The 19307-nt window shown below is 66.0% G+C and carries 21 protein-coding genes and 1 pseudogene; 7 read left to right on the top strand and 15 right to left on the bottom strand.

Going from position 1 to position 19307, the window contains the following annotated elements:
- From ACWEH3_RS28365 to ACWEH3_RS28320, 10 genes and pseudogenes are all read right to left on the bottom strand, one after another.
- The coding region (locus ACWEH3_RS28365; protein ID WP_450022066.1) for an ABC transporter permease at positions 1-1001 on the bottom strand (1001 nt) is incomplete at its 3' end.
- 3 nt (positions 1002-1004) lie between these two features.
- On the bottom strand, positions 1005-2660 hold the full coding sequence (locus tag ACWEH3_RS28360) for an ABC transporter substrate-binding protein (protein ID WP_450022064.1): 1656 nt from the start codon (positions 2658-2660) through the stop codon (positions 1005-1007).
- Between the two features lie 647 nt (positions 2661-3307).
- A complete protein-coding gene (locus ACWEH3_RS28355) occupies positions 3308-4057 on the bottom strand; it encodes a class I SAM-dependent methyltransferase (RefSeq protein ID WP_450022072.1) in 750 nt (249 codons plus the stop codon).
- A gap of 80 nt (positions 4058-4137) precedes the next feature.
- Complete coding sequence (locus ACWEH3_RS28350) at positions 4138-4812, bottom strand: alpha/beta hydrolase (protein ID WP_450022062.1); 675 nt, start codon at positions 4810-4812, stop codon at positions 4138-4140.
- 92 nt (positions 4813-4904) lie between these two features.
- Positions 4905-5264 (bottom strand): SRPBCC family protein, encoded by a 360-nt coding sequence (locus tag ACWEH3_RS28345; protein ID WP_450022060.1) that lies wholly within the window; start codon positions 5262-5264, stop codon positions 4905-4907.
- Positions 5265-5578: 314 nt separating this feature from the next.
- Complete coding sequence (locus tag ACWEH3_RS28340; RefSeq protein ID WP_450022058.1) at positions 5579-5722, bottom strand: hypothetical protein; 144 nt, start codon at positions 5720-5722, stop codon at positions 5579-5581.
- A gap of 17 nt (positions 5723-5739) precedes the next feature.
- Positions 5740-6150: a phosphatase PAP2 family protein gene (locus ACWEH3_RS28335; protein WP_450022056.1), complete on the bottom strand. Its 411-nt coding sequence runs from the start codon at positions 6148-6150 to the stop codon at positions 5740-5742.
- Between the two features lie 892 nt (positions 6151-7042).
- The gene (locus tag ACWEH3_RS28330) at positions 7043-7204 is read right to left on the bottom strand and encodes a hypothetical protein (RefSeq protein ID WP_450022054.1); all 162 of its coding nucleotides are present in this window, start codon (positions 7202-7204) and stop codon (positions 7043-7045) included.
- A gap of 85 nt (positions 7205-7289) precedes the next feature.
- Entirely contained in the window at positions 7290-9902 is a 2613-nt protein-coding gene (locus ACWEH3_RS28325) for a helix-turn-helix transcriptional regulator (protein ID WP_450022052.1), read from the bottom strand.
- A 205-nt stretch (positions 9903-10107) separates the two neighbouring features.
- Positions 10108-10384 (bottom strand): annotated as a pseudogene (locus ACWEH3_RS28320) (IS110 family transposase); the annotation flags it as partial.
- A gap of 87 nt (positions 10385-10471) precedes the next feature.
- Between ACWEH3_RS28320 and ACWEH3_RS28315 the strand changes: the two are divergent.
- On the top strand, positions 10472-10675 hold the full coding sequence (locus ACWEH3_RS28315) for a hypothetical protein (protein WP_450022074.1): 204 nt from the start codon (positions 10472-10474) through the stop codon (positions 10673-10675).
- Positions 10676-10740: 65 nt separating this feature from the next.
- Here the strand turns inward: ACWEH3_RS28315 and ACWEH3_RS28310 are convergent, their stop codons facing one another.
- The 5 genes from ACWEH3_RS28310 to ACWEH3_RS28290 form a co-directional block, all read right to left on the bottom strand.
- Positions 10741-12201 carry an NAD-dependent succinate-semialdehyde dehydrogenase gene (locus ACWEH3_RS28310; RefSeq protein ID WP_450022050.1) on the bottom strand — a complete coding sequence of 487 codons (1461 nt, stop codon included), beginning with the start codon at positions 12199-12201 and terminating at the stop codon, positions 10741-10743.
- Complete coding sequence (locus ACWEH3_RS28305; RefSeq protein ID WP_452358415.1) at positions 12198-12716, bottom strand: DUF6011 domain-containing protein; 519 nt, start codon at positions 12714-12716, stop codon at positions 12198-12200. Before ACWEH3_RS28305 ends, ACWEH3_RS28310 begins: the two co-directional genes overlap by 4 nt.
- Positions 12717-13206: 490 nt before the next feature.
- Positions 13207-13635, bottom strand: a complete 429-nt coding sequence (locus ACWEH3_RS28300; protein ID WP_450022046.1) for a hypothetical protein — start codon at positions 13633-13635, stop codon at positions 13207-13209.
- A gap of 312 nt (positions 13636-13947) precedes the next feature.
- Positions 13948-14076 (bottom strand): hypothetical protein, encoded by a 129-nt coding sequence (locus ACWEH3_RS28295; RefSeq protein WP_450022044.1) that lies wholly within the window; start codon positions 14074-14076, stop codon positions 13948-13950.
- Between the two features lie 146 nt (positions 14077-14222).
- Entirely contained in the window at positions 14223-14357 is a 135-nt protein-coding gene (locus ACWEH3_RS28290) for a hypothetical protein (RefSeq protein ID WP_452358414.1), read from the bottom strand.
- 236 nt (positions 14358-14593) lie between these two features.
- On the opposite strand from ACWEH3_RS28290, the gene ACWEH3_RS28285 reads away from it, so the two are divergent.
- From ACWEH3_RS28285 to ACWEH3_RS28260, 6 genes are all read left to right on the top strand, one after another.
- Positions 14594-15040 (top strand): ester cyclase, encoded by a 447-nt coding sequence (locus tag ACWEH3_RS28285; protein ID WP_450022042.1) that lies wholly within the window; start codon positions 14594-14596, stop codon positions 15038-15040.
- Positions 15037-15966, top strand: coding sequence for an NADP-dependent oxidoreductase (locus tag ACWEH3_RS28280; protein ID WP_450022040.1), 930 nt, complete (start codon positions 15037-15039; stop codon positions 15964-15966). Before ACWEH3_RS28285 ends, ACWEH3_RS28280 begins: the two co-directional genes overlap by 4 nt.
- A gap of 129 nt (positions 15967-16095) precedes the next feature.
- Positions 16096-16941 carry a helix-turn-helix transcriptional regulator gene (locus tag ACWEH3_RS28275; RefSeq protein WP_450022038.1) on the top strand — a complete coding sequence of 282 codons (846 nt, stop codon included), beginning with the start codon at positions 16096-16098 and terminating at the stop codon, positions 16939-16941.
- Between the two features lie 117 nt (positions 16942-17058).
- Positions 17059-17445, top strand: a complete 387-nt coding sequence (locus tag ACWEH3_RS28270) for an SbtR family transcriptional regulator (RefSeq protein WP_450022036.1) — start codon at positions 17059-17061, stop codon at positions 17443-17445.
- A 102-nt stretch (positions 17446-17547) separates the two neighbouring features.
- A complete protein-coding gene (locus ACWEH3_RS28265) occupies positions 17548-17721 on the top strand; it encodes a hypothetical protein (RefSeq protein ID WP_450022034.1) in 174 nt (57 codons plus the stop codon).
- Positions 17722-17788: 67 nt separating this feature from the next.
- The gene (locus tag ACWEH3_RS28260; RefSeq protein WP_450022032.1) at positions 17789-18253 is read left to right on the top strand and encodes a type VII secretion system-associated protein; all 465 of its coding nucleotides are present in this window, start codon (positions 17789-17791) and stop codon (positions 18251-18253) included.
- The last annotated feature ends 1054 nt before the right edge of the window (positions 18254-19307 follow it).

Below are 19307 nucleotides of genomic sequence, written 5' to 3'. Positions count from 1 at the left end.
GCGGTCACCTCCTGCCCGGCCGGCCGTGCGGTGGACGCCGGGGCATGCGACCGGCGCGCCGCCGGGCGCAACCGGCTGCGCAGGCGCGGGTCCAGCAGCGGATACAGCAGATCCACCACGAAGTTGACCGCGACGAACACCAGCGCCGCGAACACCACCACCGCCTGCACCAGCGGCACGTCCTGGGTGCGCACCGCGGTCTCGGTGAGCCTGCCGAGACCGGAGCGGGAGAACACCGTCTCGACGATCACCGCGCCCGCGAGCAGGTTGCCGAAGGTCACGCCCGCGATGGTCAGCGCGGGCAGTGCCGCGTTCCGCAGCACATCGCGCACCAGCACCCACAGCCGCGTCGCGCCCTTGGCCACCGACACGGTCACGTAACCGGAGCGCAAGCCGCCGGTGACGTTCTCCAGCAGCAATTGGGCGATCGGCGCCGCGACGGGGATGGCGAGGGTCACCGCGGGCAGCACCAGCGCCGCGAAACCGTCGTTGCCGATGGGCGGGAACCAGCCGAGCTGGAACGAGAACACCTGCAGGATCGCCAATCCCACCAGGAACACCGGCACCGACACACCCGCCGCGGGCAGCGCGGCGAACAGGTCGCTCAGCCACCGCACGCGCGTGTAGGCGGAGATCAGCGTGACCGCGAGCGCCAGCAGCACCGCCAGGACCAGCGCGCAGGCGGCGAGCAGGGCGGTTTGCGGCAGTACCGACATGATCAGCGGCCACACCTGCTCGCCGGTGCGGGTGGACGCCCCGAAGTCACCGCGGGCGGCCGCGAGCAGCCGGTTCAGGTATTGGCCGAGCAGATCGTGGTCGAGTCCGTAGTACTCCCTCGCGTTCTGCTTGTCCTGCTCGGTGACGAGGTCACCCTGGGTGGGGTCGAACAACAGATCCACCGCGTCGTAAGGCAGCACGTACAGCAGCACGAACGTCACGGTGTACGCGCCCCACACCACGAACACCGCTTGGCCGAGTTTGGCCAGCACATAGCGGAACATCGGTTACCTCGGCTCGATCCAGGTGTCGTAGAAGACGTTGCGCGACTGCGCCTCGTAGCCCACGTTGTGCACCTTCGGATTCGCCGCGGTGACCTGGGCCGGGTTGTACACCGGCACGGTGAGCACCTGGTCCTCCAACAGGAACCGTTGCGCCGCCTGGGCCGCGGCCGCCCGCCGCTGCGGGTCGATGGTCTTGCTGACCGCGCCGAGCGTGTCGATCGCCTGCTGGTAGACCGGGTCGCCCTGGGCCAGCTTGGCCATGTTGCCGAACTGCGGCGAGTACACCTGTTCGAGCACCGCGACGTCCGCGCGGCTCTGGTTGGCCACCTGGATGTTCCAGCGCTGCGGCTGGGTGATGGCGGCCTGGTAGTCCGGGATCGGCAGCACGTTCAGCTTCAGGTCGACGCCGATCTTGCGCAGGTCCTGCTGGATCAGCTCGTAGGCGGGCTTGTTGTTCACCAGGTTGTTGATGCCGATCAGCGCCAGTTCCAGCCTGCGGCCGTCGCGGTCGACGCGGATACCGTCGGCGCCCTTGCGCCAGCCCGCGTCCTCCAGGATCTGCTCGGCCCTGCGCTGGTCCTGCTTCAGCGTGGCGGAGAAGTCGACGTAGCCCGGCACCCGTTCGGACAGCACCGAACTGGACACCTTGTAGCTCGGAGTGAGGACGGTCTTGCTCAGCGCGTCGCGATTCCAGGCCAGCTTGACCGCTTCGCGCACCGCGCGGTCGTTGGTCGGGAACAGATCGGTCTTGAAGTCGAAGGCGATGTCGCGACCGGGAATGAGCTGCGGCACGATCCGGTAGCCCTCGCGGGTCAGCGGCGCCTCGTCGGTGTTGTTCACGTCCAGGATCGCGTCCACCCGGCCCGCTCGCAACGCTCCGGTGCGCACACCGGCCTCCGGGATCACCGAGATCTCCACCGCGTCCAGATACGCCTCGCCGTTGTGTTTACGGCTGGCAGGCGCCCAGTTGTACCCGGAACGCTTCTTCAGCACCGTCTTCTGCTGGTAGACGTGCTCGGTGACGGTGAAAGGCCCAGTGGTGACCAGATTCTGCGGCAGGCTGCGCTGCTCTTTGGGCAGCTGCAGGGTGGTGTGCCCGAGGATGCCGGAGAAGTAGAGCGAGAGCGCCTGCAGGAAGCCCGCGTTCGGGCGGGTGAAGGCTACCTCGACGGTGCGCGGGTCGAGCACGCGGGTGCCGGAGTAGCCGACCCAGTACGCGGTCACCGGCACGATGCCGAGTTCCTTGTTGCCGAAACCGAGCAGGTCGAAGTTCTCCTTCACCGAATCCGCGGTGAATTTCGACCCGTCGCTGAAGGTGACGTCGTCGCGCAGATGGAAGGTGAATCGGGTGAGCTCGGGATCGATGTCCCATGAGGTGGCCAGCCACGGTTCGATGGCGCCGGTCTCGGGGTTCTGGTAGGTCAGCTTGTCGGTGATATTGCTGGTGATCAGCGATTCGGGGTAGGAACTGCCCGAATGCGGATCGAGGTTGGCCGGTGCGTCCAGCACCGCGAACCGCAATGTCCCGCCCGCGACCGGCGTGCCGCCGTCGTCGCCGCCCGCGACCCGGTTGGCCGGCGCCGCGCATCCGGCCAGCACCGCGGCGGTGATGGTGACGGCGACGAGCGCCGCCGCCCTCGAGAACCTGCGTGATGACATCTGAGAAACTCCTGACGAGTGGCCGTCCCCGCGGCGAATGCCGTGGGTGGCGAAGTGGTGGCCGAGAACCCCGGGAACAAACCGTCCGGGGCGGCGCGCGGAGTGGTTTCGCGTCAGCGACAACAGTCGGCGAACGCCTGCCGCACCGCCGAGCGCGTGGACACCGCGAATCGCATGGTCACGCTCCTTCACCGCTCGACGGACAGCGGACCGCACCGGCGATCCACAGTGCAGTCTGCACAGCGCCGGTAGCCGGAACAACCAAGCTCGTCTTCGAGAATCGTTCAGTTTTCGTGAAACCAGGAATGCCCGGTCTCCGCACGGCGGAACGGGATCACCGTGTGGTCCAGCGCCCGGCCGGTTCCCGCGACCGCGCCCAGTTCATGCGCACCTCATGGTCGTTCTTCGATTCGGCCGTGGGCGGTCGGATCCACACGCGCGGGCACGTCGACCGATGGCACCACCCGACGCAGTTTGGGCGCTCTTACGTGTCCGGACGGTCGGCTGAGACAGGCAATGGCGTTGCAGCCGCTCTCGACCGCGATGTGTCTACCCGTCCCAGCGCGGGTCCGACTCCGTGTTCGTGTTATGCGATGGGTGACGGGTTTCGGGGTTGATCATCCGGCTCACCACGGTTGCGTCCCCTCTCACTGGCGACGTGCGGTGACGATCCAGGCGCGGGAATTGAACCAGACACCGTCATCGTTCAGGTGCGCGGAGAGCGCCTCGCGCAGACGCCCGACCGCGCGAGCCGCGGCGGCAGGGTCCAGCCGCTTCAGTACCGCGCTGGTGTACGCGAAACCGTGGACCCAGCCGAGGGCGGAAGCCAAGTCCGGACCGTAGTAGACCGGCTCGTCGACGCCCGTGAAGGCGACGTCGGCGAACCCCGCAGCGCCCAGGATCTCCTTCACAGTCGCCGGATCGGCGAGCGAGAACGCATCCGGGCCGGCGGAAGCGCTGACCACTGGCCGCTCTGGTCCTGCGAGGGCTGCGTGGATAGCGGCGTCCCACTCATTGTGCTCATGGGCCTGCCAGACCATCATCACCAGGCGTCCGGCGGGGAGAAGCGCCCGCCTGATGTTGGCGAATGCGGCGACAGGGTCGTTGAAGAACATCGTGCCGAATCTGCTGATTGCCAGGTCGAAGCGCTCTTGCGGAAAGCGGTGGACTTGCGCGTTGGCGTGCTCGAAGGTGACGTTGCGGAGCCCCTCCGCCCGGGCGAGTTCGCGGGCACGCTCGATGGCGGGCACGGAGATGTCGACCCCCAGCGCGCGTCCCGCCGGGGCTGCGCGCGCGGCCTCCCGGGTTGTCTGCCCGGTCCCACATCCGATGTCGAGGACGTCGTCGTGGAATCCGACGCAACAGGCCTCGCGCAATATCTGGTTGTGCCGCCACAGTTCGGCGTCGTAGCCGCTCGGGCCGGGGGCCTCCCGGAGCCGACACGAATCCTGAGCGCATGGGGAGGACGCCGCGAATGCTAGTGGCCACCGAACAGTCCTTGCCCGGCGGCATACGCCTCGAGGCGGTCCACCAGCTCGTGTGGGCGGCTCAGCGCGGGGGTGTGCCCGCCGTCGATCTCGTCTGGGGTGATGCCCAGGCGCTCCTGGGCGACGCGGCGAAGGAAACTGGTGGGAAACAGGTGGTCGTCGCGACAGATCAGGACTCGCGTGGGAACGCCGGGCCAGGCCCTGAGCGGCGACGGCTCCCCCATCCGTGCCTCGGACTGGGCGCGCGCCCGCTTCAGCGCCTCGGCGGCCAGCTCCGGTGGGACATCCTGATAGAAAAGAGCGATGGCATCGCCGTACCGGTCCCGAACCTCCTGGTTGTATCTCGTATGGGCCCAGTAGTCGGCGGGCGCCTCTTCCGGCGCGGGGATCATGGGAGCGACCAGGACGAGCAGTTCTACCGCCACCCGGTTGCAGACGAGCGGGGCTGTGAAGCCGCCGAACGATTGCCCGACCACAATCAGATTGGTCTGGTCCCCGATCGCGTCGGCGACGGTGTCCGCGTACTCAGGCAGGCCGGCCGAGTCCTCGTCGCATGGAAGGTCTGGTGCGATGGTGTCAAAGCCTCGCGCATGCAGTTCGGCCTCCACCAGGTGCCAGTACCAGCCGACATCGCCAGCGCCGTGGATGAAGACAAATGTGGTCACCCTGTCTCCTTCTGATGCTCAGACTCCGATCGGGACCGCCGAAGCCGCGAAGCTGTTCGCGGTGCCACCGCCCACGTCTCCGATGCTGACTCCTACTGGCCGTATGAGTAGCGAAGATCAGCGAACAGCAGCTGGTTGAGGCGGCGGCGCAGATGGCCGGTCTTGCTCTGGTCGGGGGCCCGATCTGAAGTCAAAAGCGTGAACCGCAGCAGTGTGTCCCCACCCTCGACCGCTGCCAGCTCGAAACGCACTAGGTCGTCGGGCCTGCTCGGCCACAGCGACGACCACACGACGGTGTTCGGTTCCTCGGCTTCGACTACCACCGGTTCGGTTTCATCGGGTAGCAGGTTGAGCCAAGGTCGCGCACCCGACCTCCGGGGCTCGGTCAGCGACTGCCAGACAATGAACGGAGGTACCGGCAGGGTACGTGCCCGGGAGCCGAAATCGATCATATGAACAGCCTAAGGCGGGCGGTGCCGCGAAGGCCTTGCCCGGCAAGTGATCAGCAGCCGGGATCGTGCCCCGGCAATCCAGCGGATCATGACGGCAAGTCGCATGTCCCCACACCCGACCCCCAGCAGGTCGGCCGACACTGCTGGTCCAGCGCCTGAGCTCCGAACACCGCCGCCCGCGAGCGCACTTGCCCAGATCGATGCCGATTCGCCGCGTCGGAATGAGATCGATTGAGCAGTACAGCTCCTCGACAGTCTCCTGACTGGGGGGCCGCATAAAGGTCTAGATAACCTATTAGCGCGGCGCGCCGGTGTCATCGGACACTGCGGACGTCCCAAACCCACACGTCGTCGACTCGATGGGCGGGGAGATCGAGCAGCGCGGCGCCGGTGAGCAGGATGTGCAGTGGAGTGCGAGCCAGGAGGGTCAGAAGCCGCGCCAGGAGTGGTCGGACCAAATAGAATCCGACAAGGCTCACCGCTGCCCCCGTACCAGCCCGGCGAGAACGTCTTGGGGGTAGTGCGCGGCGATGTAGACCCGAGCGAACGCCATCACGAGCGCTGCCACCGCGCCGAGCACCGCCAGCCGACGGTGCACCAGCCACAGAACGGCCCCGACGGCGCCGGCCATGACAGCATGGTCACTCCGGAACCCTGCATCGGTGTTGCGGTGCAGAACCACGATGGCGTGCAACGCATTACACGGACGAGTCTCGTCGATCGCGGCGGCGATCGGCTGATTGATCACCAGAGCGACCAGCATTCCCAGCGGTGCACACACCGCTGCCACCATCCGAGCGGGGTCGCTGTCGCGGCGGGCGATCCACCATCCCGCCCCCAGCAGCACCGCGAACAGCGCGACACCGTAGCTGGCGTAACCGGACACGATCGGATGCAACCACGGGGCATCTCGGGCAAAGTCGTTGATGTCGGATGAGATTCGCGTATCCAAGCTCATTCGCCGGTTGCGCGGGAGGCCACGCCGAGGAACGTGCTCGGTATCCGTTATTGCCAGATGTGGGCAGTGCAACCCGCCGCCGAACCGCGGTGAGTGTTTACGCTGCAGCCCAGCGGTCCGCCAGCGAGGCGCCGAAGCACTCGAAACCTTCCCGGACCGGCCCCTGAAAGCCCTGGCGACGGCCAGGAGAAAGAGAGTTCGAAGTGAATATCCTGTCGATCCTGTCGATGCTGCTCAGCGCCGGAAGCAGCGTGCTGTCCCTCGGCAGCAGCGGGCTCTGACCGCAACCGGCGATCCGACCCGCTCGCGCCGATCCGTACCGCGCCCAGGTGGCAAGATATGCGGCGCGACGCCCTGCTGACCGTCCCACGGTCGCAGAGCGTTCACGACCCCCAAGGATCGCCGGACTGATGACGCCTGCCGCAATCCCGGGTCAGCGACTCGCGAGCGACCGCAGGGCCGTTCACCTTCGAGCAGGTGGGGACACTGCTCGCGCTGGCCCAGCATCGAGAAGCCCGGATTGATGTGTGGCCGAACGGGTCCACGCTTTGGACTCCGGCCCGCACAACCTGGTAACGGGCAACCCGGCCACCAAAGACGTGGACACCTCGCCGCACTGAGCGATAAGAGCGGGTCGCACCTGTTAGGTCCTGTGCCTCGTCGTTCGGCCGCATGTAGCCGTGGTTCGGCGAGAGGTCCGGGGAACCGAACAGGAGTCATCTCGACTGTGCCCCGGCCTGCTCGACTCTGTCTCAACACATGTTTACAGCCCCTCAGGATTCGGGAACCGACTCCTGAGGGCGATTGCGAGGAGACCAGGCTATGGGCGGGTCACCTCGGTGGCGTGGAGGTTACGCAGTGCGCCCTCCCCGGCCTGGTACTGAGAAGGCACTGCGACGGTCAGGGGTGTGCCGGGTTCGATGGTGTGGTTCTCATCCGGTGTGGTGATGACGACCGATCCATCGGTGCCGTCCTTGATCACCTTGTACCACTGGGTCTGTCGGGGATGTGATGTAAGGATCTGTGGGAGCCCAGGGTTGAGATATCCCAGGACACCCGACCGAAGATCAGACACTCCCCCGTCGTCGTTCTCTGGTTCGAGTTGGGCGCTTGGCTGCTTCCGTTCGGATCCTGCCCATCTCGCTATTCGGAACAAGTTTGATGATGTCTTGTCGTGAGGTGATCAAGAGTTTGTGAAAGATTGCCCCCATCTGTGCGTCGATGGTTCTGAGGGAGTTGCCTCGACGGGCGGCGATGGCACTGTTCGTCCATCCTGCAGCAGCCAGCGTGGCGACTTCCCGTTCGGCACTCGAGAGTTCACCCCAATGGGACAGGTTGGTCTTCCTGGCGGGATGGTCGATTGGCATCTCGTCGATGGACAACGTTCCCAGCGCGAAGCGCTGCACCTCGCCTAGCTCGGGACGCAATGAGGAACCTTGCCGGTAGGCCGCGGCGAACGCCTCGCACCCCAGCACACGGCGGACAACCTCGATAGCCTTGTTCGTTTCATGGGCGAGCAGCGCCAGATCGCCAAAGTTGATTCCCGGCCCTGCCCGCGTGGTCGCCGCTCCTCCGATGAGCTGAGCGGTTTCGGTGGCCAACGCGCTGATCTCGGCTCGGTCCGCATTTCCGGCGTCGATCATATCGGAGACGATCCGCGCCAACGTCCAATGCCGAATGTACAGTGCGAACGACACGCCCCACTGGTCACGCGCGGCAACATGATACTCGAGTGCTGAGCGCCCCACGGCCGATGCCTCGGCGGGATCACCATGTTTGGTCAATGTGATCGCCCAGGCCAACTCGGCCCATGCCTTTGCCCACCCAGCTCCGGACCTGGTGGCATGCTCCAGGTGACGCCGCGTGATCTCCAACGCTTGCTGTGCAGTTCCGAGGGAGCTGGCAGCTACGGCCTGGTAGAACTCACTCCTGCCCTCACCGCCCCAATCATTGAAGGTGGCGAACTTTTGCCGGGCCCGACCCAGCACCGCGATAGCCCTCGGGTCACGGCGGGCGAGCATCAGTATCGTCCCCCAAAGGAATTCGACGCTGGCGGGCAGACCGAGATCGTTTTCCGGATTCTGCCGCCAGTTCCCTCCGGCCTCCGTGTCGCCGATGCATCCGACCACACATTCCTCGAGTATCCGGTCGGCCTCGTCGCTTCTGCCCTGCAACACGGCGAGCCACCCGAGCATCGTCATGGCTGCTGTTTGAAGCTCGGTCGGCTGTGCAGCGCGTCCACGGGTCGCCTGCAGGGTGCGTTCGGTCCACCGGCGTACTTCTCGGGGTGAGCCTTTGATGATGGGCAGGGCAACCAGGCCCGCAGAGATTTCCAAACCGAGTTCGGGTTCCCCGGAGGTCAAGCTTGTCTCGATCGCAGTTACGATGTTGTCCCAGGCTGTGCGAACCCCCCAGTTCTCTTCGCCGGGGCTGAACCATTTGATCTGCGCTTTTAAGACTTTGTCTCGATAGTATCTGCGGTGACGGCGTTCGAGCCGCGCCGGCTCGTCCACCTCGCTGGTGGAGCGTTCTTTCAGCCGTTGCGCGGCAAACACCCGGATACTTTCCAGCAGCGAGTACCGCACCGTCGTCGGCATGATGTGGGCCGTCACCAGCGACTGGTCGACGAGCCCATCAAGCAAGCCCTCGATCTCCTCGCATTCCAGGCGTACGACCGCATCACCGCCGGATAGCGGCTCACTATTTTGGGGCCGAGCCGCATCGTCGGCGCACACCGCCGCGATCGCTTCCAGACCAGCGCCCACATCCGGCGCGGAGCCGGTGTCATCCTCGGGATTGGTGTCGTAGCCCGCGGCGAAGACCGACATTCGATCCAAAAGGAGCCGTTCCTTGTCCAGGCACAGGTCATATGACCAAGCGATGACGTCACGAACGCTTTGGTGACGTGGCTCGACTCCCACCCGCGGCCCGCGCGACCAGCGCATCCTTTTGTCGGTGGCCTCCCCGCTCAAGTCCCGAACGATGGCACCCAACGGTTGCCGCAGCAACCGTGCGGCCGCCAACCGGATATACAGCGGATTGTTTTCCACGCGACGGCACACCAGGTTGGCCAGCTTGATTTGCTCAGGGGTGGTTACGGGATTGTCGGTGAGTTCAGCGCGACTCCGAAACAAGGTGAGCGCCTGCTGCTGTGACAACGAAGGAACCAAAATGACACGTTCGTCGACCCACCCGATCGGCCGGCGGCTGGTCGCAAGAATGGTCAGACCCGGCACCGCTTCAGTCAGCTCTGCGATCAACTGTCCGGCAGCGGTCAGGACATGCTCGCAATTATCCATCACCAGCACGGTCTGCAGATTCCGTCCTACCGCGTCCGTACTGGTCAACGTATCGACCAGCGAATCCCAGGCCGATTGCTCCGAGGAGTCGGCGTCCACCACCGAGCGCATGATCTCCTCCTCGACCGCGGTCGCGTCGGCGCCCTTGGTCAGCCGCGCCAATCTCACCCAAAAGATCGGCCGGTGTGCAACGGTGTTGAACCGGCGCACAGCTTCGGTCGCAAGGCGCGTCTTTCCGATACCGCCGGGACCGATCAAGACGATCACTCGAGCAGAACTCAGCAGCAGGGTAGCGATCTTCTCCAACTCCGGATCACGACCAATGAAACGATCCGTAGCCGATACCAGGTCTCCGCGATGTTTGCGGCGGGTCGCCAACATGCCACCGGAGTTTACTCATCCGAGCAAATTGCGTGGGTTTGATCACTGCTCTCTGTAACCTTTGTGAACGAGGGCTATTACTGTGACGGATGAAAATTTTTGGTGACCTTGATGCTGAGAACCAGCCGAGCACGATGATCGGCGAAATCCTCTGCATCGTTTCCGCTGAGCGCCGCCCGCGTGGCGCCACGGCGGCATCCAGCAGGGACCATGCGGCAGTCGCGTCGTAGACCGTTCGGGTCTTGAGGCAGCCGTGGAGGATGCCGACGAGGCGGTTGGCGAGCTGGCGCAGCGTGACCTGGGTGTTCGAGGCCGCGGGCGCGTTGTTTGTCGTAGTAGGCGCATGCGCCCGGTGAGACGGTCAGGGCGCTGAACGCCTGGCGGAGGAGGGTGTCGATGAGCCGATCGTTGTGAACGAACCGTGCCGCGACGATCTTCTTCTTGCCCGAGGCTCGGGTGATCGGGCTGGTACCGGCGTAATTCGGGTCCTCGTCTTCTGCGGCGCCGCAGTAGCACGTCTGGGTGCAGTCGGTGCACGTCGAGCAGCCCAGGCACCACGCCGACAGGTGATGGCCGCACTTGTTGCGGTGATCGACGCCGCCACCGGAAAGGCGCTGCTGGACACCCTGGTCAACCCTGGCCCCGGCATGCCGATCGCACCGGGAGCCTTCGCTGTGCACGGCATCACCGACGCCGAGGTCACCGCCGACGGGCGTCCCGGACTGGCACCTCACACGGCCCGGGACGTGGTGTATCGATGTCCTGAACCGTGAGTGCTGCTGGACCACCGAATTCCCGCAGCACCGCTGCACGCATGTGCATCTTCTCCTTCGAACGGTCAGCCCACGAGACCGGCGGATTCGGTCTTGTGGGGCAGGGAGCGAATCAGTTTGCGATTGGCGAACTCGAAGATGCCGAGTTCGGACAGTTCGCGACCGAAACCGGACTTCTTGATCCCGCCGAAGGGCAGATCGGGCGCCAAGGACGTCGGATGGTTGATCCACACCATGCCGCTGGCGATCTGCTCGGCCACCGCTCGCGCGCGGTCCGGGTCACTGCTGTACACGGTGGCGCCGAGCCCGAACTTCGAGGTGTTCGCCAACTCGATCGCCTCGCGTTCGTCGCCGACGCGATACACCACCGCGACCGGCCCGAACAGTTCCTCGGAATAGGCGCGCATATCGGGGGTGACATCGGTCAGTACCGTCGCGTCGACGAACGCGTCCCGGCGTCCCGGCGCCGGTACGTCGGGGCGGCCGCCGCCGGTGACCACCGTGGCGCCCTTCTCGCGGGCATCCTGAACCTGTTCCAGCAGCTCCTCGGCGGCCTTCGGGGAGGAGAGCGGTCCGAGTGTGGTCTCCGGATCCGACGGGTCGCCCGGGCGCAGTGCGCCGAACCGCTCGGCCAGACCGGCCACGAAGCGATCGTACAGTTCGTCCGGTATGATGAAACGTTTTGAGGCGACACAACTTTGACCGGTATTCGCCAGCCGCCCTGCGGTCGCCGCATCGATCGTGTCGTCCAGATCGTCGGCGTCGAGCACGATGAAGGGGTCGCTGCCGCCGAGTTCGAGTACGCATTTCTTCACGTGCCGCCCGGCGATCTCGGCCACCGACGCACCGGCGGCGTCGCTGCCGGTGAGGGATACGCCCTGGACAGCGGGGTGGGCGAGGACGTGCTCGACGTCCGAGACCCGCAGGAAGACGTTGGTGTAGACCCCTTCGGGCGCGCCGGCGTCGGTGAAGATCTTCTCCAGTTCGAGCGCGGTGAGTGCGCAGAGCTTGGCGTGCTTGAGCAGAATTGTGTTGCCCAGCACCAGATTCGGCGCCGCGAACCGCACCACCTGATAGATCGGGAAGTTCCACGGCTCGATGCCGAGCAGCACCCCCAACGGTGGGTTGACGAGCTGGGCTTCGCCCTCCTCCACCGGCAGTGTGGTGGGCTCCAGAATGCGCGGTCCGTTCTCGCCGTAGTACTGCAGAATGCTCGCCGCGAGGTCGACTTCGAACTCGCTCTCGGAAATGCGTTTGCCCATTTCGCGGGTGATCAGCCGGGCGAGGTCGTCCTTGCGTTCGCGCATCAGATCCGCCGCGGCGGACACCACCCGCGCACGCTGCTCGACCGGTTTCGCGCGCCACGACCGATAGGCGTCGTCCGCGCGTTCGACCAGGGCATCGAGTTGCTCGGTCGCCACATAGGGCAGTTCGGCCAGGGTTTCGCCGGTATAGGCGTCGACCGTCTCGAACGGTTCGGCGTCGGGACCCGAGGCGCTCATAGGCTGGACGTTGGTCGATGTCATCGGTCACCACTCCTCGTACGATGGAATCCGGCTCGGTCGGTGCCGGTCGGTGTCACTGGGTGGCTACCCGCCCACGGCGCACGAAACATCTCACCGCACGCTGACGTGCGGGAATGCCGGCCGGTCGCGCCGTCCGGCATCGGTGGGCGGCGCTGAGCGGGCTGGGTGGTGTCGGTGGCGCGGACGCGGAGGGTGTGGGTGCCGGGGGTTGCCTGCCAGCGGTAGGTCCCTTGGCGCCAGGTGTCGGGGGAGTATTCGGTGGTTAGTACGGGATCGTCAGCTGTTCCGCGGCGGAGATGGGGCAGTTCGTGTAGTTGCCGTGCCGCTGCGGCGCGCTGTTCGGCCTGCTCACGGACCGCGCAGGTCGGCCCGATGCCCTGGGCCATCGATTGCGGTGACGCCAGCCAGCCGTGACAGCGGCGACAGTGCGCGACAAGTCGCACGGTGGGCTGATCGCCGGTCTCGGTCACGTTCTTCCTCCTCCGGCCGGGCAGATACGTTCGCACGCCTGACATGACCGGCCGACAACGCGCCAAGGTCGGAGAGTCGTTCAGCGGGTCCGTGGTTCCAGCAGCCGCCGCCACCGGGCAAGCGCCTCGACCGGGGCTGGCGCCGGGTCGCTGACTGCGTCGGTGTTCGGTTCGGTGGCCGGCCGCGGCCGAGCGCGGTTAGCCGGCGAACTGGTGATTGATCTCGTTGCCCCGCCTGCGCCGCGCGCCTCCGGCATGGCGTCTGGGCTGGGTTTCGGCGCGCTTGCCCGGTTTGAACTGTGACGGTAGTTCAGAGAACCACCCGCATATTCCGGGGCGGGCGCAAGTGCCGGATGGCCGCGTAACGCTCCTCGCTCGTCGCAGCTCAACCGGTCTGCGCGATCGATGTCGGCACCGTGACAGCGGGCGAAGGCTGCCGGGTCCAAGCAGCACTGGCGGGTACCGGCACCGGCGAGTTGCACGCGGGTGGTGCGCGGGCGCCGCGTCGCGCGACCGGTGACGTGGATGTCGAAGGTCATCGACCGCAACCGGCCACGCCCGCGACCCAGGCCGTCCTATTCGGCGAGTTCGGACCGGACTCCAGATCCGGACGCGCCCACCCCGCGACGGTGACCACGAGCACCCCGTCGTGGCTTCGCAGGCGGGCGAGCACCGCGCGCATCCGGCTCGGCGACGCGGCGCCGGGGACATCGAGGACGACGACGTCGACACCGTCGAGCAGGACCGCGGCCACGGCGAGTGGATCCTCGCCGAGATCCGGGATGTGCGCGAGCCGGGCGAGGTCGCCGTTCACCTCGGTGAAGGCCAGCAACCCCAGCTGCGGGCACCCGATGACCGCGACCCACTCCCCTGCGGTGGTCACCGTGGCGAGCAACCCGAGCAGCGGGGTGGCGCGGCCGGTGCGGGCGACCACACCGCCGCGCGGCAGCCCGCGCTCCGACACCGAGCCGCCGGGATCATCGCTCCCGACGCGGTGGCAGGCAGCGGCGGCAGCCCGGCCAGCGACGCCGCGGCCCTCGTCGTGCCGCCGGGTCGCTCACCGTCATCTCCTACACAGTTATCGAACATATGTTCGCAAGAGTGGCATACCGGCTGTTCTGCGTCGAGCGCGGACACGCTATCTATAGCTGTAGATGCGCTGAGATGCCGCTATACATCCAGACGAGCCCGCGGGTCGACCCCCACCGGGCCCGGACTGCACTCGCGCCGATCCCGGGCTACGGATCAGAAGGGTTAGGAGCCCAGCCAAACCGCGTCAGTACCAGCCATTGCGCAGCACCACATGCGGCACGGACGATTCGGCCAGCACAGCTTCGGTACCCCGGTGCTCTCGTGCCAGGATCAGCGGGCTGCGATTGGCGTACGGAATACTCGTGTAGCCCAACACTCGAGCCCAGCCCGTTCGGCTGCGCGAATCACAGTGATGTGCTGCGCGACTCGTGCGCCGAACTCGGTGCCGGAGACCAGCAGCGCACGGTCCACGCCCTTGAACACGGCATCCAGCAATTGCATCTCGTTGTAGGTCGCTTGTCAGTCCTCCACTCCCCGCTCCTTCAGTTCGGTCGACCGTGCAATGTCCAGAGTCACTGCCACGATCTCTGTTTCACCTGCGCGCAGCACGGCGTCGATGACAAGTCGGCCCAACCGTTCGCTGGTCCCGGTCACCGCAATGTTTATTGCCTTCATCTTGCGCGGGACGAGGATCGGTGACCAGGGCACCTCGCCCCGCGTGACACCGCCCCCTCCTACCCTCGCGAGCGAGCCGTTCCCGAGGGGCCGACGCCGTCGACCGAAGGTGGTGGCGACGACACCCGGGGAATCGGCATCTGGTTGGCCCGCGCTGCGGGACTCACAGTGGAAGCCGTTCGCCCACCGTGACAACACAATCGGAGGACCGATACATGACCGGATCCCGCATCGACCTGATCGAGAACTTCTACCGCGCCTTCAGCGGTGACGTCGACCTGCTCGACGATGTAGTGGCACCTGAGTGGGAGGACATTCCGCTCGGACCCGACCAGCAACCCGGGCGAGAAGGCATCAAACCTCTTGTCGTTGCGATCAATCAGGCGTTCTCGGACTTCACCATCGTCATCGAGACCGTCCTCGACGGCCGCGGCGACAACGGCGACGGCCCGCTCGCCGTGCGCGCCGAAATGCGCGGCACGCACACCGGCGGGTGGTTCGGGGTGCCCGCGACCGGGCGGGAAGTCCGAATCCCGATCCACGAGTTCCACGAAGTGGCCGACGGCCGCCTGGCCCGGACCTGGCACCTCGAGGATTGGCTCGGCTGGTTCCACCAGGTCGGAGCCTGGCCAGTGGCAGGACAGGAAGAGAAGAAACGATGAAAGCGATTCAGATATCCGACTACGGCGAGCGCGTCGTGGCCCGTGACATCCCGACACCGGCCATAGGCCCGCGGGAGGTCCTGGTGCGCGTCGCGGGATACGCGGCGAACCCCCTCGACCTGAAGATCGTCGCAGGCCATATGCACGACTACTTCCCGGTCGAGTTCGCGTACACCCTGGGCACCGATCTGTCGGGAACCATTGTGGCCGCCGGTGACGAGGTCAATGGATGGGCCGCCGGAAACCGTGTCATCGCGCGTCTGGACCCGAGCCGCGGTGGCGCCGCCGCCGAGTACGCGGTGGTGCCCGCAGCGCAGCTGGTCCGAGCGCCCGCCACGGTGTCGCTGCCGCTGGCCGCCGGTCTGGTGACCGCGGCGGCAACGGCGTGGCAGGCCCTGACCGAAGTGGCGAACGTCGTGCCCGGGCAGACCGTGTTGGTACACGGCGGCGCGGGCGGGATCGGCAGCTTCGCGGTGCAGTTCGCCCGCGATCTCGGCGCCCGGGTGATCGCGACGGCGTCGGGCCCCGGGCTCGGGATCACCGACAAACTCGGGGCTCATGAGGTGATCGATTACACCACAACCGATTTCACCACTGTCGCGACCGAGGTCGACGTCGTGATCGATACCATCGGCGGCGATACCGAGATCCGCTCACTGGAAGTGCTGAACCCGGGCGGCCTCCTGGTAGCAACCCCGATGCCACCCGATGTCGAGCGCGCCGCAACGCGCGGCGTCCGCGCCGAGTTCGTCTTCCACAGCTCCGACGCGGCCCGGCTGGCACGAGTAGCGGAGAAGATCGACAGCGGAACACACATCCTGCTCGACCGCATGGTCCCGCTCACCGAGGCCACTGCCGCGCTGGACTATCTTGACGCGGGAAAGGCGAAGGGCAAGGTAATCCTGGTCGCCGACAAGCTCGTCTGATATCCGGCCACGACAGGGGCATCCATCGAATCGACGCGGCGGTTCCCCCGTCGTCGGCATCGCTGCGGCCGCGCTCGATGGGGCCATTACCACCTGGTTCGCGTCTCGCCCCGACCGGATACTGATCTCATGGATCTTTCGGAGCTCGGCGCGTTTCTGAAGTCCCGGCGTGATCGGGTACGGCCCTCCGATGTCGGTCTCCCGACCGGACCGCGCCGACGCGTACCCGGTCTGCGCCGCGACGAAGTCGCCGGGCTCGCCGGGGTCTCCACCGATTACTACGTGGAATTGGAACAGGGACGCGGAGTCCAACCGTCCGAGCAGATGCTGGCGGCGCTGTCCCGGGCGCTGCGCCTGACCTCGGACGAGCGAAACCACCTGTATCACCTCGCCGGTCGCCCGCTGCCGCGGGTACACGGCGTCGCCGCGCATGTCCACCCGGGCATGCTCGATCTGCTCGATCGGCTGCCGCACACCCCGGCGCAGGTGATCACCGATCTCAGCGCGACATTGATTCAAAACCGGCTCGCACGAGCCCTGCTTGGATCTCCTCCAGCCGAGACGGGTCTCGAGGCGAGCTTCATCTATCAATGGTTCACCGATCCATTCGTCCGCGATCTCTATCACCCGGACGAGCATGCCCACCAGTCGCAGGTTTTCGTCGCCGATATGCGGGCGGTCGCGGGCCGGCGCGCAAGGGATCCCGAAGTCATCGCGCTCACCGAGAAACTATTGCGGACGAGCGCGGAATTCGCCGAGCTATGGGCCAGGCGGGACGTCGCCGTTCGCCGCGCCGACCGGAAACGGCTGATCCATCCTCTGGTCGGCGAGATAGAACTCGATTGCCTCAGTCTGCTCAGCGAGGACGGCACTCAACGCCTACTGTGGTTCACCCCCGCGCCCGGATCGCGCCCTGTCGAACAGCTCGAATTGCTGTCCGTGTTCGGTGAGCAGCAGATCGAGCCGGCGGACTAGATTCCGGTGACCGTGCACGGCGACCAGAACCCGTGGGCCCGTCGCCGATTCGGACCGGCGCTCACCGGCGAACGCTTCACACCTGCGCCATGCCGCCATCGACGAACAACCACGAAGGTGCTGATCGAGGCCGCCTATCGCAACGAACTGGCCAAACTCTGCGACGCGGCATCGCAGTTGCTCGAGACGATGCCACCGCAGCAGGCGCTGCGCGCCTGGATGGGCCGCTTCATCGATTACGCGACCGCCGAATTCGGGATGGCCGACGCGCTGCGCGCCCTCGTGGAGTCCGGCGTCGACCCTTATGTCCGCAGCAAGGAGATGATGCTCGACGCACTGGCCGCACTGGCCGCACTGCTCGACGCCGCCGCGCGGGCGGGCACCATTCGCCCCGACATCGGCGCGACCGATATGTTCGCGGCACTCACGGGCATCGCACTCGCGTCCGGCAAGCCCGGGCACCGCGAGCAGGCCGAGCGAACAATTCGCAGGCGTCGCGAGTAAGTTTCAATTCGGCTTCCAACGCGGCGATCCGCTTCTTCGCCGAGGCCAACTCGTCGGCTTCCACGCTCGGAATGCCCTCCCGGATCCGCGGAGGATCTGGCGGTGCTCTCGCCGTATCTGACCGCCCGCATCGAGCGGTTCGGTGTCTACGCTACCGACGAGACCGCCATGGCACCGGATGCCTATGACGCCCGCCGGGACATCACCCGTGGCCACCACGAGCTGACCGACGGCCCTCAAAACCCCATCGAGTACGGTCTCGGGCTACCGTTGTAGCCGCAGTCAGGAGCATCGCATGGAAGAGTCGACGGCGCCAGCGGTCGTCCGGTAAGGGGACTGGTTCGTGTTGCTTGATCCCAACCGATCAGCGGGTGAGCCGCAGGATCCGGTTCCGGAAGCGATCATGGGTGGCTGGATGATCGACGGTGACGGCAAAATGGGGCCATTCGAACCCAATCCGACTTACCTGCCTGCTGATCCGGCCAGTCCGACCGACCCCACCGACGCGGTGCTGCGGCTGATTGCCGCTGGTGACGACGTCGGCGATCAACTTGTCCCGGCCTTGCGCGATGCGGTCGTCGAGTTGGGCTGTGACGAGCAGGGCCACCTTTCGGTCGCTGCGGCGCCTGATGACGTACCTTGCGTATTGGTCGTAACTGCCGCTGCGCACAAGCGTCGGCTCGATGTTGTCGGCTGGGTCCGTGTCATCGGCAGGGATCTGCCCAGCATCGTCCCTGCTGGAACCGATATCTGGATCAACCCAGGAAGTCCCGCTCAATTCCGACTCGTCACGGCGGCGTTGTGGTAAAGCCGCCGCCCCCCGACGGCGGGAAGAAGACGCTCATCTCGTCCGCGGGGAAGCCGCCAGAATGAGGCCATGGCACGCAGCTCGGCTCGAATACCCCTGACGTGCGATGAGCAGTCCGGTTGCTGAAGCCTTCCGCCGGGTGGCCCAACGCGTAGGTGAGGCGCTTCGGAAAGCAAACCACGCTATTAGCGAACGGGATTATCGGCCTACTGTTCATGTCCTGCAAGACACCGCAACCGGCGCGGCACGCACAGACCACGACGGCGCGGCGCAGATCAGCAGAGCGTCCAACCGCCTCTGGGGACCACGGCTCCACGGTTACGATACCAACGGCGAACGTGTATCGTTCCGACCCCGCCACGTGCACAGCATTCAACTGAACGACGCCGCCGGAAACCCCATCGGCGTGTCGTTTCCGACCCAGCCGGGCGACGCCGAACTCTCGACGTCGTGGGCGAGTGCGCCGATTCGGGAAGGCGACCGGGAGTACCACAAATCGGTCCCCCCAGATATCGGGCGCTATCTCGCGGACCAACCCGCCGTCTACGACGCACACTATAGGGAGGGCGCGTTTGGTGCTCAACCAACGCCGTGGGCGCGAGACATCGAAGCCGGAAAACGACCGATCTATATTATTGCGCATGGGACCCCAGACACATTCGCCGTTACGATAGAGAAGGGCAAAGGCTCGGTAACAGAGGTTCATATCGACGGCACGACCTTCGGCAGGCTGATGGCAGCGGATCAGCACTTTCGGCGTGCAGCCGAGCTGGCCCATTCACAGAGTCCGAAAATTGTATTGGCCTGCGAGAGCGGTCACCCGAGAGGTACCGCAGCCCGTTGGATGGCAGACTATCTGCATGGGAGGGAAGGGGTCAAAGGAGATTTCTACGCTCCCACAGGTCGGAGTTACCCCTTAGTTGCTCCGAGCGGGCGATCAACCCTAGGGGTTGACCCTGTTCAGGATGGGCAAGGTTGGCGGGCTTTCTCGAAGTTTCCGGCACCGGGCGAGCCACCCATTACATGACAAGGCCGCTGACCGTAAGGTCAACAT

It is taken from the genome of Nocardia sp. NPDC004718, assembly GCF_053601535.1.
Note: the sequence above shows the minus strand (reverse complement) of the source record. Positions and strands in the feature narration are given on the sequence as shown.